The sequence below is a fragment of the Pseudomonas sp. R37(2017) genome, from assembly GCF_002113375.1.
GTDB lineage: Bacteria > Pseudomonadota > Gammaproteobacteria > Pseudomonadales > Pseudomonadaceae > Aquipseudomonas.
Window position 1 is genome coordinate 145,101 of sequence record NZ_NEHO01000013.1, and the last position, 14,566, is coordinate 159,666.

General features: G+C 59.2%; 14 protein-coding genes. 6 read left to right on the forward strand and 8 right to left on the reverse strand.

Annotated elements, in window-relative coordinates; translation table 11 throughout:
- Positions 1–8: 8 nt before the first annotated feature.
- The 4 genes from CAG47_RS20375 to CAG47_RS20390 form a co-directional block, all read right to left on the reverse strand.
- Positions 9–1,298 carry an amino acid ABC transporter permease gene (locus CAG47_RS20375; protein WP_085726706.1) on the reverse strand — a complete coding sequence of 430 codons (1,290 nt, stop codon included), beginning with the start codon at positions 1,296–1,298 and terminating at the stop codon, positions 9–11.
- Between the two features lies 1 nt (position 1,299).
- Positions 1,300–2,550, reverse strand: a complete 1,251-nt coding sequence (locus tag CAG47_RS20380) for an amino acid ABC transporter permease (protein ID WP_085726709.1) — start codon at positions 2,548–2,550, stop codon at positions 1,300–1,302.
- A gap of 103 nt (positions 2,551–2,653) precedes the next feature.
- Positions 2,654–3,673: an amino acid ABC transporter substrate-binding protein gene (locus CAG47_RS20385; protein ID WP_085726711.1), complete on the reverse strand. Its 1,020-nt coding sequence runs from the start codon at positions 3,671–3,673 to the stop codon at positions 2,654–2,656.
- Positions 3,674–3,793: 120 nt separating this feature from the next.
- Positions 3,794–5,023, reverse strand: coding sequence for a MalY/PatB family protein (locus tag CAG47_RS20390; protein ID WP_085726713.1), 1,230 nt, complete (start codon positions 5,021–5,023; stop codon positions 3,794–3,796).
- A 122-nt stretch (positions 5,024–5,145) separates the two neighbouring features.
- On the opposite strand from CAG47_RS20390, the gene CAG47_RS20395 reads away from it, so the two are divergent.
- A complete protein-coding gene (locus CAG47_RS20395) occupies positions 5,146–6,036 on the forward strand; it encodes a LysR family transcriptional regulator (protein ID WP_085726715.1) in 891 nt (296 codons plus the stop codon).
- Between the two features lie 9 nt (positions 6,037–6,045).
- Here the strand turns inward: CAG47_RS20395 and CAG47_RS20400 are convergent, their stop codons facing one another.
- Both CAG47_RS20400 and CAG47_RS28265 read right to left on the reverse strand, forming a co-directional pair.
- On the reverse strand, positions 6,046–7,074 hold the full coding sequence (locus CAG47_RS20400) for an alcohol dehydrogenase (RefSeq protein ID WP_218190686.1): 1,029 nt from the start codon (positions 7,072–7,074) through the stop codon (positions 6,046–6,048).
- Positions 7,075–7,123: 49 nt separating this feature from the next.
- The gene (locus tag CAG47_RS28265; protein WP_143515894.1) at positions 7,124–7,432 is read right to left on the reverse strand and encodes a hypothetical protein; all 309 of its coding nucleotides are present in this window, start codon (positions 7,430–7,432) and stop codon (positions 7,124–7,126) included.
- A gap of 31 nt (positions 7,433–7,463) precedes the next feature.
- On the opposite strand from CAG47_RS28265, the gene CAG47_RS20405 reads away from it, so the two are divergent.
- The 5 genes from CAG47_RS20405 (at position 7,464) to CAG47_RS20425 (ending at position 10,227) form a co-directional block, all read left to right on the forward strand.
- Positions 7,464–7,919, forward strand: coding sequence for a glycine zipper 2TM domain-containing protein (locus CAG47_RS20405; RefSeq protein ID WP_085726717.1), 456 nt, complete (start codon positions 7,464–7,466; stop codon positions 7,917–7,919).
- A gap of 10 nt (positions 7,920–7,929) precedes the next feature.
- Positions 7,930–8,385, forward strand: a complete 456-nt coding sequence (locus CAG47_RS20410) for a metallophosphoesterase family protein (RefSeq protein WP_085726741.1) — start codon at positions 7,930–7,932, stop codon at positions 8,383–8,385.
- Between the two features lie 343 nt (positions 8,386–8,728).
- On the forward strand, positions 8,729–9,007 hold the full coding sequence (locus CAG47_RS20415) for a DUF2790 domain-containing protein (RefSeq protein ID WP_085726719.1): 279 nt from the start codon (positions 8,729–8,731) through the stop codon (positions 9,005–9,007).
- Positions 9,008–9,285: 278 nt separating this feature from the next.
- Positions 9,286–9,939 (forward strand): hypothetical protein, encoded by a 654-nt coding sequence (locus CAG47_RS20420; RefSeq protein ID WP_085726721.1) that lies wholly within the window; start codon positions 9,286–9,288, stop codon positions 9,937–9,939.
- Positions 9,940–10,020: 81 nt separating this feature from the next.
- Positions 10,021–10,227 carry a co-regulatory protein PtrA N-terminal domain-containing protein gene (locus CAG47_RS20425; RefSeq protein WP_085726723.1) on the forward strand — a complete coding sequence of 69 codons (207 nt, stop codon included), beginning with the start codon at positions 10,021–10,023 and terminating at the stop codon, positions 10,225–10,227.
- A gap of 94 nt (positions 10,228–10,321) precedes the next feature.
- Here the strand turns inward: CAG47_RS20425 and CAG47_RS20430 are convergent, their stop codons facing one another.
- Positions 10,322–10,900 carry a DUF4157 domain-containing protein gene (locus CAG47_RS20430; protein WP_085726725.1) on the reverse strand — a complete coding sequence of 193 codons (579 nt, stop codon included), beginning with the start codon at positions 10,898–10,900 and terminating at the stop codon, positions 10,322–10,324.
- Between the two features lie 405 nt (positions 10,901–11,305).
- Entirely contained in the window at positions 11,306–14,200 is a 2,895-nt protein-coding gene (locus tag CAG47_RS20435) for an EAL domain-containing protein (protein WP_085726727.1), read from the reverse strand.
- Between the last annotated feature and the right edge of the window lie 366 nt (positions 14,201–14,566).

Sequence of the window (14,566 nt, forward strand, 5' to 3'; positions counted from 1 at the left end):
ATGACTCCTTAGCGGTGATCGGTTTTGAGCCTGCGCTCCAGGTGGATCGAGTAACGCGACATACCAAAGCAGAAGAGGAAGAACACGCCGCCGATGAACAGGAACAGCTCCCAATAGATGCCCTGCCATTCGGTGCTCGCACGAATGGCGGTGGACAGCGCGATGGGGTCAAGCAGACCGATGAACACCACCAGCGTGGTGTCCTTGAACAGGCCGATGAAGGTGCTGACGATCATCGGGATCGAGATTTTCAGGGCCTGCGGCATGATCACCAGACGTTGCGCCTTCCAGTAGTCCAGGCCCAGCGCTTGCGCCGCCTCGGTCTGTCCGTTGGGCAACGCCGCCAGCCCGCCCCTGATCACCTCGGCCATGTACGCGGTAGAGAAGATCGTCACCATGATGATCACGCGCAGAATCAGGTCGAACGAAGTACCGGGAGGCAGGAAGTAGTTGAGCAGCAGCGAGGCGGTGAACAACAGGGTAATCAATGGCACGCCACGGACGAACTCGATGAAGGTCACACTCATCAGCCGGATCAGCGGCATCGACGAACGCCGGCCCAGGGCGAGCAGGATGCCCAGGGGCAGAGACATGGCGATACCGCTCGCCCCGACCACGAAGGACAGCAGAAACCCGCCGAGATCACGGGAAGCCACGGGTGCCAGCACCAGCGGCAGTACGTCCTGAAGGTGTGCTGCCACTGGCCCCACGGCCCGCGCCCACCAGAGTGTCGAGACCGCTGCCGCACCGATCAAGGCAACACCGAGTCCGAAGCGCCGACCCTGGGAGAACACCCATGCAGCCATTGCCAACCCGGCATAGACCATGCCCGGTTCCCACAACGAACCACCCCAGATCAGCCAGAACGCCAGGCCTGGATAAGCAACGCTGAACCAGAGCATTTTTGCCGGCATGCGTTTGAACAGGATCGGCCCCAACGCGACGAATAACAGCACGAAGGCAGCCAGCGGGCGCCAGTAAGACGCTGCTGGATAGAAGCCAAACACCAATTGTGGCCAGCGTTCACGAATCACACCCCAACAGGCACCCGGTTCACCGGCCAGCATGCGCCGACATTCACCCAGGGAATCCGCGTGCCAAATCGAGTTCGCCAGCCATGGGAACACAGCCTGTACCAGTGCTGCGATCGCCAGTAGCGCAACGATCGTCAGCAGGCTGCTCCACCAGCCGTTGAACAACCGCGAACGCACCCAATGAACGATGCCCCCCTGCCCGGCAGGCGGCTCGGCCGGGGCCAGCAATTGCTTGCGAGTCCAGGCGATGGATTGTTGTGTCATGTCAGCGCCCCTGCAATTTCACGCGGTTGTTGTACAGATTCATCAGGCCGGAGATCACCAGGCTGATGGTCAGGTAGATGATCATCATCAGCAGGATGCCCTCCAGCTCCCTGCCGGTCTGGTTGATGGTGATCCCGCCCAGTGTCGAGCGCAGGTCCATGTAGCCGACCGCCAGACCAAGGGAGGTGTGCTTGGTGATGTCCAGGTATTGCGAGGTCAGTGGTGGCACGATTACCCGCAATGCCTGGGGCAGGATGACCAGGCGCATGGTGCGCCCCGGGCGCAGGCCCAGGGCATGCGCCGCCTCGGTCTGCCCGCGGCTGATCGACTGGATGCCACTGCGGACGATTTCCGCGATGAAGGCGCCGGTGTAAACGCTCAGTCCGATCCACATCGCAATCAGTGCGTTGCCCAGTTGCAGGCCGCCCTGGAAGTTGAAACCGCGTAGCTGCGGAAACCCCAGGTGAAAGCCGAGGGCGTACAACAGAACCACCATCGGCAATACCAGCAGTGCCAGTCGCTTCCACCAGAGCACAGGGCGCTTGCCGGTCCGGCTTTGTACGCTATCGGCATGGCGACGCAGCTGGCGATCGAGCAACAGGCAGAGGATCAACAGTCCGATGATTACCAGGGTGTTGATGCCAGGCTGCACGACACCCAGATTGAGCACGCCCAGGTCATGGGAAAACAGCGGCTCGGGAACGTAGATGCCGCGGTTGGTGACGGCAATCGTAGTTTCGCTGATCCCGGCGCTCCGATAGCTGTTCGGCGTCGGCATCGCTTGCGCCATGACCGCACCGATGATCAGGATGCACAGCAGCGCAGGCACATTGCGGAACAGTTCGATGTACCAGCCCATCAGGCGCGATACGATCCAGTTGTCCGACAGGCGCAGCACGCCGGCCAGGACCCCGATCACCGTTGCCGTCACGCAGGCCAGCACGGCCAGGATCAGGGTATTGAGCAGACCGACCAGCGCCGCTCGGCCGTGGGTCATCTGACTGTCGTAGGCAATCGGTTGCTGGTTGATGTCGTAGCCGGCGGCACTCCACAGGAAGCTGAAGGAAAAGTCTTTGCCCAGTGCCGCCAGGTTACGCACCGTGTTGTCCAACAGCCAGGCGGCTGTGAGCATCAGGCACATCAGGGCAATGATCTGAATGGTGTAAGAACGGTAACGCTTGTCATGCAGCAGCATGCCTAGCGAGAAGGACGTCTGGTCGTCCTGCTTGCGGGTCATCGTGAGGGTGGACATCGTGAATCTCTCCCATAGGGGTGGGCAGGCTGTAGCCCCTTGGATGCCATCAGCCTGCCCTTTTGCGGCAAGGGTCGAACGACGCGCCGGGCGGCGCGCTGACTCAGCGGAAAGGCTCGGCGTACAACAGGCCGCCCTGGTTCCATTGGGCGTTCAGGCCTCGCTCAAGACCGATGGGCGTGTGCTTGCCCAGGGAGTTGTCGAAGATCTCGCCATAGTTGCCACCGGCGGCGATAGCGCGGCTGGCCCACTTGTCATCCAGCCCCAGTTGCTGGCCGAAGTTGCCTTCCTTGCCCAGCAACCGGTTGATCTCGGGGTTGCCCGAACCACTGGCCATCTGCGCAAGATTGCCGGACGTCACGCCCAGTTCTTCGGCAGCGACCAGGGCATTGAGCGTCCAGCGCACCACATCCGCCCACTGGTCATCACCCTGGCGAACCATGGGTCCCAGCGGTTCCTTGGAGATGAGTTCACCGAGGACCATGTGCTCATCCGAATTCGCGAAGCTGGCCTTGGAGGCCGCGAGCCCGGAGACATCGTTAGTGAACACGTCACAAGCACCAGCCAGATACTTCTGTTCACCTTCAGCGGTGGAGTCGATCGGTACCGGTTCGTACTTCATGCCGTGGTTACGCGAGTACTCCGCCAGGTTCAGTTCATGAGTGGATCCGGTCTGGACGCAGATCGAGGCGCCATCGAGGTCCTTGACCGATTTTGCCCCCAGTGACTTGCGCACCAGGAATCCCTGGCCATCGTAGTAGTTGATGCCGGCGAAGGTCAGTTTCAGGTCTACGTCGCGGGTGAAAGTCCAGGAGCTGTTGCGAATCAACAGGTCTACTTCGCCCGAGGCCAGGGCGGTAAAACGCGTCTGGCCAGTGGTGGGCACAAAGTTGACCGCATTGGCGTTACCCAATACCGCGGCCGCGACAGCGCGGCACATGGCAACGTCCAGACCTTGCCAGGCTCCCTTGGCGTCCGGGGCGGACAATCCGGTATTGCCGGTCGACACGCCGCAGTTGAGCTTTCCACGAGCTTGCACATCTTTCAGCGTACCGGCGCTGGCGAAACCAGACACCAACGCAGCTGCAAGGCAGACCAGCGGAACGAGGGGGGACTTTGTCATCATGTTCACCTTTGTTGTTGTGATGTTGTTCAAGGCGGCAGTTCAAGGCACAGGTGCAGCAAAGGGCTCGCGTTCATCGCGCGAGCGCCTGTTGTCATGGATAAATCGGGGTAGCGCTGCTCAGCGTTGCTGCACGGCCCGGGTGATGCGCTGGATCGCTTCGTCGACCGTCACTCGACTGCAACCCAGGTTGGCCCGCATGAAGCCTCGGCCTTCCAGGCCGAACTTCTGACCCTTGTCGAGCCAGACCCGTGCCTGGGTGAGCATGAACCGGTCGAGCGCTTCGGCGTCCATGCCCAGGCCGCGGCAGTCCATCCAGGCCAGGTATAGCGAGTCCGTTGGCACCACTTTGATCTGTGGCGTCGCCGCGTGGATGGCTTCGGCAAAGTGCGCCTGGTTGCCACGTACATAGCCGAGCATCTGCTCCAGCCATGGCTCGCCGTGGGTATAGGCCGCCTCGGCCGCCACCATGCCGAGGGCATTGACGTAGCGATAGAGGTTGCGATCGTACTGCCGGACCAGCTCCTCGCGAATCCGCTTGTTGGGGATGAAGATGTTCGCGGTCTGCAGGCCGGGCATGTTGAAAGTCTTGCTCGGTGCCGTGCAGGTGATGCTGTTCTGGGCGAACTGCTCGCCCAGGGACGCGAATGGAATGTGCTTCTTGCGCGGATTGAGAATGATGTCCTGATGAATTTCATCCGAGAGCACCAGCACGTTGTGGCGGGCACAGATCTCGCCCATGGCGCGCAGTTCCGCCTCCGACCAGACGTTGCCCGTCGGGTTATGTGGATGGCTCAGGATGAACAAACGAGTGTGCGGCTGGATCGCGGCTTCGAACCTGCGTTCGTCGAAGCGATAACGCTCGCCATCGAACTCCAGTGGCGCCAGGGCCAGACGCCGGCCGTTGATCTGCGCGTCATCATGAAAGTGTACGTACACCGGCGGCTGTATCAGTACCGAGTCGCCCGGCCTGGTGAACGCCTGGATGGCCGTCTTCATGGTGGTGATGATGCCGGAGGCCTGCATCAGCCAGTCACGGGACACGTCCCAGCCGAAGCGACGTCCCTGCCAACCGATCACCGCATCCACATAGGACTTGCGCGGACCGCCAGCGTAGCCGAATACGCCGAACTGCACGGCCTCGCTCAGCGCGTCAACGACAGCCTGCGGCGAACGGAAATCCATGTCCGCCACCCACATCGGCAGTGGATCGGCGGCGCATTCCTGGGGTGTCAGGAAGTTGTGGCCGTAGTCCCACTTCATGGAGTTGGTGTGCCTGCGGTCGATGACTTCATCGAAAAGGCAGGTGGCTTCGTTGCTGAGCTGCGATGTGAGTACCTGGGTATTCATCGTTCTTGGTATCCAGTCTGTTCACGAAAGATGAGGGCTTGCTTGCCTTGCAGTATTAGTAACAACATCGGATCATGAACAGAAATGGTATTACTTCATCAATCCATGAACTGGGTACATGAATGATCGACTTCCAGCACCTTTCCATCCTGCGTGAGGTTTCACGCACCGGCAGCGTGACGGCTGCCGCTGAGCGACTGAATGTCAGCCAGTCCGCCCTCTCCCACGCGATCGCCAAATTCGAGGAACGCCATGGCATCAAGGTCTGGATGAAGGACGGTCGCAGCCTGCGTTTTACCCAGGCCGGCAGCTACCTGCTAAACCTTGCCGAGCGACTGCTGCCGCAGGTGGAGCATGCCCAGCGGGTGCTCTCGGATTTCGCTGATGGGCGCCGTGGAGCATTGCGCGCCGGCATGGAGTGCCATCCCTGCCAGAAGTGGCTGATGGGCGTCACCGGTCCCTATCTACGGGCCTGGCCCGACGTCGACTTCGAGGTGTGCACCGCCTTTCGTTTCGATGGCGTAGCTGCGCTTACGGGTTTCGAGATAGACCTGCTGATCACCCCGGACCCGATCGATCAGCCCGAACTGCTGTTCACCCCGGTGTTCGATTACGAACTGGTGTTGGTGCTGCATGAAGACCATGCGCTGGCGAACAAGCCCTGGGCCGATCCCCATGACCTGATCCAGGAAACACTGGTCACCGTACCCGTCACCCTGGAGCGGCTGGACATCTACAGCCGATTCCTGGTGCCCGCCAATTGCCGGCCGCATCACCGCATCACGGCGGAAACCACCGAACTGATGCTGCAACTGACAGCGGCCGGACGCGGGATCAGTGTGTTGCCGGAATGGCTGCTGCATGAGGAAGGTCTGGGCCTGCCCTTGAAAGCCCTGCGCATCGGCCCTCACGGCCTGCACAAGAGCATTCACCTGGGCGTGCGCAAGGCAGAAGCGCAGATCGATTACATAGCCGGCTTTCTCGACATCGCCCGAGAGCGCCAGACGACGTAGGCCGGGCGGTTACTCGTTACCCACAATCAGCACCATTCGAAATTTCACCGCACCGGACCTGACGCGCTGGTAAGCCTCCCAGGCGCTTTCCAACGGCTGGGTTTCGATCTGCGCACGGACGTCCGTCATCAAGCTGAAATCCAGGGTTTTTTCCGACTCGAAGGGGCTACCGGTCATTGCGCCCTGGACACTGCGCTCACCGCCCACCAGTGCGCCAGGCATGATGCTCAGGGGCTGCCGGCCGACACCCACCACCAGCAAGCGTCCTTGAGGTGCGAGCGCGGGCATGAGTGCAGAGACTGCATCGCTATCGGTGATGGTGGTAAGGATGACGTCGGCGCCACCCATGTCCCGGAGCCGGGCAACCGGGTCTTCGACCTGGGTGTCGATGTAGTGGTGAGCCCCCAGTCGCTGTACTTCGTCTGCGATATCCGCGCCCCGTCCGACTGCCACTACCCTGAAGCCCATTCTGCGGGCGTATTGCAGCGCCAGATGTCCCAGCCCGCCAATGCCCTGGATCGCCACCAGATCGCCGGCCAAGGCGCCGGATTTGCGCAAGGCATTGAAGGTCGCAATGCCCGCGCACAACAGCGGGGCAGCCTCCACGGCTCCCAGCGCATCAGGAATCGACACGAGCCCGGTTGCCCGAGCAAGCATCATTTGCGCGTAACCGCCGTCCCGAGAACTGCCGGTCACGGGCTGATCGCTGCATAGATTGAAATGCCCGCGTCGGCATTGGTCACATTGCAGACAGTGTCCTCCCAATCGACCGACTCCGACCCGCTGCCCCACGCGCCACGCTTTGGAAACATTCGTCCCCAGCTTCACCAGTCGCCCTACGACTTCATGACCGGGCACGCGTGGGAACTTCACCCCAGACTCCAATCCGGCAATCACCCCAGCGTCGGCGCCGCAGATGCCACAGGCCTGCACTTCGATCAATACTTCGTCGGCACCCGGGTCCGGGATTTCACGCTCGACCATTTCAAGTACACCTGGCCGAATGACCTGCATTGCTTTGTATGTATGGCGAGTCATATCGAAGTCACCTGTAACTGATGAGTGAGCTGCGCTGATTACGAATGCCTTATTGAATGTTCAAGGCACCGGAAAACTGGGTTTTCCTGCTCCCATGAGCAGTGAATGTCGGTCTCTGAATGACAGAAGCATTGAGCATCAGGAGGCTAGATCCTGCGCTTTCCAGACGCAAAGCATTAAATGTTGCGCTCACGGATAGATTTTTTGCGTTGACTGAAAAGTCTTCGTGTGAACGCAAGGCCACGTACCCCGCACACTGAGCACAAGCAATATCAAAACGGGTGCCGTTTTTTTCCCTTGGCACCGATTTGATAGCACCGGCCGCTTTTTCGTCTAACGTCAATGAATGCTTTGGCATGAACCACTTCCTCTTAAAATGGAGTTTGACGATGAAAACTATTGTTTCCTGGCTGACGATTACGCTGGTTGGTCTGGTATTGGGCGCCTGTGCCCCGGTCGGCGCCGGAAGCGGAGGCGCTGGCGAGATGGAGATTCGTTCGGGGAAAATCGAGCAGATTACCCAGACCCAGATGCAGACCAATCACGACAGCGGTGTCGGCGCCATATTGGGCGGCATTGGCGGCCTGGGCCTGGGAAGCCTGGTCGGCCAGGGTACCGGCCGGGATGTGGCAATGATCGCCGGTGCCCTCGCTGGCGCGGCAGGCGGCAATTACGTTGAAAAGAAAAAGTACGATCAGCCCGTGGATGCACAACAAATCATCGTTCGAACCCACAGCGGCGTACTGGTTCAGGTGACCCAACCAATCAACCCGACGCTGAAAAAAGGCATGAACGTTTATGTCGAGGGGGCCGGAAACGAAGCGCGGGTGGTGCCACAAAGTTAAGACGCCCACACTGAAAGTCGGCGTCATCTCCGACACCCACGGACTGCTGCGCCCGCAAGCCATCGCCGCTTTGCAAGGCTGTGATCGGATCATTCACGCGGGCGACATCGGCAGCGCGCAGGTCCTCGACCAACTGTCCGCTATCGCCGCAGTGGATGCGGTGCGTGGCAACAATGACCTCGAGCCCTGGGCGCGCGAGCTGCCCGACTGCTTGCGCCTGGACCTCAACGGCTGGGCGGTTCTGCTGGTGCATGACATCGCCGATGTGCCGTTCAATCTCGATGACGATATCAAGCTGGTGATTACCGGGCACTCGCACAAGCCGTGCATCGACTGGCGCGGTGAACGCCTGTACCTGAATCCGGGAAGCGCCGGACGTCGACGCTTCAAGTTGCCTGTCACGCTGGCGTTGCTTGAAGTGCATGCCCGGTCAATCGAACCACGGCTGGTGTCACTGCTCGACTGACGACTGCCCTCCACTTACATCGATTTGCCGGGAGCATGTCGCGTACTCGTGCGCTTGAATTGGCGTTCGCTCGGGTCCGTCAGACTGAATTTTCAGCACTGACTCACCTGAATAAAAATCCGTCATGACATGTCATGACCACCCTCAAAAACGGACTTCGACCAACAAATACGGGGGTTAAAGGACGAACGGTCGTGAGCCGTCAAGCGCGGGGAATTGCAGAGAGTTTGCAGCCACTACAGGCTTTTCAAAAGGGCGCGTTCGTCGCGGTAAAGTGAACTTCACTTCCAACACGTGTCACATTAGGTCTCCACCACGTGAACTTAAAAAGAGGTAGAAAGCTATGAGCATGGCCACAATTGTCAGTGCAGTGATTTCCAGTCTCGCACCCAGTGTCTTCGACCAGAACAGCCTGCAAGATCCTGGCGCGCATGTATCAGCCGTCGATTACCATTACGGGATGGACATCGATGTGAAACGGGTGCTGCAACGCACCGATACTTCCGACAAGACAGGTGTAGTACCTGTGACCCTGGTCTACGAAGACAGCGAGGGCGAAGTTCACAAGATTCGTTTCCTCGAATGGGGCGGCACCCCCGCCGACCCAACCAGCGTTGCCTGATCCGCTCACCGACAGGGTTCCAGGCCTCGCCTGCGCCTGAACACAAAAATTAAAACTCATATATACGCCAAGTGCGATTGATGTTTTTTGTCATCTGAAAGTTTATACATTCGAATGAATGAAAGTTCATTCGTGAAAATTACTATTAACCAGGCAGCGTAATGCCGCGAGATTAATCAATAGTAACTTCTGGATCTTAAATTCGATCAGCGACGGCAAACTCCAATCAAGCCATGCTGAAAACAATATTGATTCACTATTGAAATCAAGAGGTCACCATGGAACTTAGTATGCTCTCTTCGTCCACCGTGGAATATATGCGTTTGGGCGTTGTTTATTTTCATCTTATCGCCTGCTGTGTGGCAATCGGACTGGTGTTGACCAGTGACATTGCAATGGTCAAGCAACTCCTGAAAGGGGATGTGTCGGGTCACCATGATGACGCGCACATGGAAAGCCTGCAAAAAACCGTATCGCTTGCACTTGTTGCACTCTGGATTACGGGCATTGCTATTGTCGGGATCGATTATGCCGGCAAGGGAATGGAGTATTTCCTCAATCCAAAAATACAAGCCAAAATCGGCATCGTTGTGCTGTTGACCATTAACGGTTTCCTGTTGCACAGCGCGGTATTGCCGGCCCTGAAAAAAGCCGGTTCGCTTCTCAACCTCTCCTTCAGCCTGCGCATGCTGGCTTTGTTCTCCGGCGCCTTCTCTGCCGTGTCGTGGTTCTATGCCGCCATGCTCGGTGTCGGTCGTCCGCTGGCCTGGAAATACTCGCTGGTCGAGTTGCTGGCAGCCTATCCGGTTCTCATCGTCGGTGGCTTTGCAACGATGGTGCTGCTCACCGCCTGGGCAAAGAACAAAGACGCCCAAAACCGTATGGAGCAAAGCGCCTGGGACAGCAAAAACGCTGCCCTGGCTGGCTGGTAAAGCCAGGCACGTTCAGTGTTGATCAATGAATTGCGTTGCTGACTATTTATCAAATTTCACTTTTAACTTGAGGATATCCAAATGAAATCCATGAAAGCCCTCTTCGTCATCGCCGCTTTGACCGCTTCTTCCCTGGCCATGGCCACAGGTGGTGGTGACAAAAATTTCAATCGCATGGAGTCGGCCCGCAAAGTCTCGATGGAAGCCTTCCACGTTGCGCAGAAACAGAAGGCTGAAGCCGCGGTAGCGCAAAGCAAGGCGAAGGTGTCCGACCGTACCAACGGTTGATCTGTGTAATTCATTCAGCCTCTAGCCGCTTGCAGCATCCAACGTGCTGCAAGCGGTTTTTTTTTAACGAAAAAAAGGTCTGGTACGTTGTCCTTCAGTCCGCGCCTTTGCGCAACGACCGCCTGACCTCGGCCTGTATGGCATACGCCGGCGATTCCACGGCATTGAAGTCCTGTGTATAGCGCTGGGCAAATCCCTCCACTCCCCACTCCTGATACTGCTGCACATGTTTGAGCTCGTGGGCCCAGAGCGCGATGTCCTGCTCTGCGACTTGAGCGTCCCGGAAGAGGATGATGTCGATCAACGTCACGGCACCGACATCGGGGTTTTGCAGCATGGCAGTGGCGGCGCTGAATTGACCGTTGTCGCTAATTTTGTAGCGTGCGGCATCGAGGACGCCGGGGTCGTACCAGCGCAGCAGTTGCTCGCGGATGCGCACTGGAATCGGCTGAATGTCGGCGCTGGCTGCTTCGGCCCGTGCCTGGCTCAGCCACAACGCCAGGGTCGACGCAGCGAACCGGTAGATGTCACCAGGCATCCCGTCCGGCAGGCAGATGCAGTCGTCCAGGCACACCTGTTTTTCGCCAGCTGGGCAGTCGGTGGCCTGGGCCGGTACCTCAAGCGTCAGGCCAAGAACAAACAGCGCCACCAGAGGCGTGATGATCGGCAGCATTGGATGCTCCAGATGGCAGGCGAGCTAGATGAGTGGTGAAGCGCGTGGGTGTACGCCGGGCAGCCTTTGCTCTTCTGTAGGGGCGGGTGCCCGCTTGCAGCATGCTCGCGATGGACGTCAACGATAACGCTGGCTGCCTGAATGCCCGCGTTGCCCTGGCGTTTTTCGCGAGCATGCTCGCTCCTACAGGTCCATGCATACGGCCGGCCGGTAGGCTGCATCGCTTTGCTTTGGCTTTTGATCTTCTTGCCCCTTGTTACTTGGGGCCGGGCGGCGTTCCGTTTTTCCAAGTAACTCGCCGTAAGTGCGCAACCATAAGTAGCCGTTACCGAAGAAGCGGATATGTACTCCGAGCAAACGACCGTCAGGCCCCGTCTATCCTCTTAAGTGAACAGCATTACCCCCCTAGCGACCGAGCAATGAACTGGCCAACAGCGCCTCCAACCCCATCGGCCCGGCAAAATGATAACCCTGGGCCTGCCCTGCCCCCATCTCGCGCAGCAGCTCCAGCGTCGCTTCATCCTCGACGCCTTCAGCCACCACACTCAGGTCCAGCGATTCGGCCATTCGCACAATCGCCCGGACGATCGCGCGACTGCGAGGGCTGCTGGTGAGTTCGAAAATGAACGACTTGTCGATCTTCAAGCCGCTGAACCGGTATTGATGCACATAGCTCAGGGATGAAAACCCTGCACCGAAGTCATCAAGCACCACCGACATGCCGTTGTCCGCCAGTTGCTGCATGGTCTGTCGGGCAATCGCCGGCTCGGCGACCAGTGCCCCTTCGGTGAGTTCCAGGCAGATTCGCGACGGCGAAACCCGGTGCTGCGCCAACAGCTCCAGCACCTCACTGGCGAAGTCGGGACGCGTCATGCTGTAGCTGGAACAATTGACGTGCACCGATGGCCAGTTGGCATGCTCGGGTTGTGCGAGGATGGCGGCAATGCTGGCAAGCATGTACAGGTCCAGTCGACCGATCAGGCGCAAGCCTTCGACATCCGGCAGGAACTCGCCCGGCGCGATCACCCGGCCGCCGGGCTGATGCCAGCGGATCAGTGCTTCAAGGGCCAACAGCTCGCCGGTTTCGACGCTGACGATCGGCTGGAAATACGGCAGCAGTTCGTCAGTACGCTTGAGCGCATTGCGCAAGGCTCCCTCACGCTCGACCTGGTCCGAGACTTCACGGCGCAATTCCTGATTGAACACCGCGAAGCTGTCGCGCCCGGCACTCTTGACCCGGTACATCGCCGCATCGGCATCGCGCAGCAAGTCGGCGGGCTCGTGATGGAACTGACTGTCGGCACTGACAATCCCGATACTGCAAGAGGAGAAAACTTCATAGCCATTGATGAAAAACGGCAGGTCGAACGCGACCAGTATCCGCTCGGCAATTTCGACCATCACCTCCAGCGATGCGTCCGGAGCCAGTACCGAAAACTCGTCGCCCCCCAGGCGCGCCAGCATGTCGGTGTCGCGCAGGCAACCACGCAGACGGTGGGCCGCCTGCACCAACAGCAGATCACCAAAGTGGTGGCCGAAGCTGTCGTTGACCATCTTGAAGCGGTCCAGATCGATGAACATCACCGCCAGATGCCCGCCTTCGCTACCGAACCGCGCCCAGGCCAGATTCAGACGCTGTTGCAGGTAGGTGCGATTCGGAAGCCCGGTCAACGCATCGTGGGCGTTTTCGTACTGCAACTTGGCATTGGCGTGATCGAGTTCACGGGTGCGGCTCTGCACCCGGGCTTCCAGCTTGAGGTTGGCGGCATGGATCGCTTCGGCGGCCGTGCGTCGCGACAACGCGGTATCAATGTGCCGTGACACAAAGGTCAGCAGTTCCTGGTGACGCAGGGTATAGCGCACCTGCGAGGTGTAGCTCTGCACCGCCAGCACGCCACGCACCACGTCCTCTTCGAACAAGGGAATGCCCAGCCAGGAGTGGGAGCGCACGGACTCATGGGCCTCCTCGATTTCACCCTGCGCAGACAGTCGCGCCGCCTCGTCGGCGTCTATCAGGCAAGGCCGGCGCTGACGAATCACGTACTCGGTCAAGCCCCGCCGCCCTCGGCGTGCCGCCGGACAGGTCGTTTGCCGTTCGTCCACGTAATAGGGAAACGTCACTTCACCGGTCCCATCGTCGAACAGCGCGATGTAGAAGTTCTGCGCGAACAGCAGATCGCCGACGATGCCATGCAAGGTCCGGAACAACTCGGCCATGTCACCCGGCTGACTCGACAATTCGGCAATCTGGAACAGCGCGCTTTGCAGATGTTCGGCGCGCTCGCGGTCTGCCACTTCCTGGCGCAATGTATCGTTGAGTGCCGATAGCTCCAGGGTGCGACGCATCACCGTTTCTTCCAGATCCTCGCGGTGCAGAATCCGGTCCAGTGCCATGGCCACGTGGCGAGCGACCACCAGGAACAGCGCGCGGTCTTCGGCACTGTAGGTACGGGAAACGTCGTAGACCTGCATCGCCAGCATGCCGAACACGTCATCCGAGGCGTTTTTCAACGGCGCGCCCATCCAGAACTCGGGACGCTCGCCCAAACAGTGGAAACGCCCCTGGGCTTGAGCCGCGAGAATGCCAACGGCGTCGATCAACAATGGCTGGCCAGAGGTCAATACATAGCCGGTCATCGACAGGTGCGTCGGGTCGAGGTATTCGTGGTTCTCGGCCTCCGGGGCTTGCGGATCAATGATGTCGACGTAATAGGGGTAGTCGATCTTGCCGGTGTGTCGGTCATACAGCGCGAGATAGAAGTTCTCGGCGTCGATCAGGCTGGCCAACAGGCGGTGAACCCCCACCAGAAACACTGACCGGTCGCGGGTGGAACTGGCCAGGTAGGTGATTTCATACAACACACGCTGGGTGATCTGCGCACGGGCCAGGGTATCGGTCTGTAGCCGGATGCCCAGGCGCTGGGCAAATTCCGCGAGCGCCGGTTGACCTGCATCTTCGATAGGCGCCAGCAGCCAACCCAACTCACTTTCGCCCCTGCCGGTTGGCCAGCGGTGCAGGTTGCGTGTGCGGCAAAACACTTCGAACTCGTCATTCGCAACACTTGAAGGCCACTGCACCCTCGAGTCGCCCTGGCCAACCCGATGCATCTGCTCACCGGCGCGGTAAAAGGCCCACGCGGTGCTATGGGCCCAGTTACGCGCTGAGTCCAGCAAGTGTTCGATGGTGTCGTCGCCAGTGTCAGCCATGCCGACAGTATCCGGGTTCCCTCGGGGTTGAAGTGCGGCAACTTCGCAATTGCTCGAATGCCGGCGGGAGCCGGTCAACGTACGAATACTCATCAGCGCTCCCTGAGCCAAAAATTGCCGAAACTCGCTTACCGCTTGCTAGCAATATGCCATTAAGCTTTTCATTTAAAGCTTGCAGAGTTTTTTTTCAATGGCCTTGTTCACTTTAGTTGCAGGGATGAGACGGACCGCAAATTATTCGTTGCCTGTTGCCCAACGAAGAAACGCCACCTGTAGGAGCGAGCAAGCTCGCGATGGTCGTCAACGATAACGCGGGTCTACTGGATGAACGCGGCGATCTTGTGCCCATCGCGAGCATGCTGTTCTGGTCAAGTTTTTCCGGACACCGATTACGGTGATCAAGCCGCCTGCTGCTCCATGGCTATTGGCGACAGGTAGTTGTTGTAGCTGTGGAGCCTG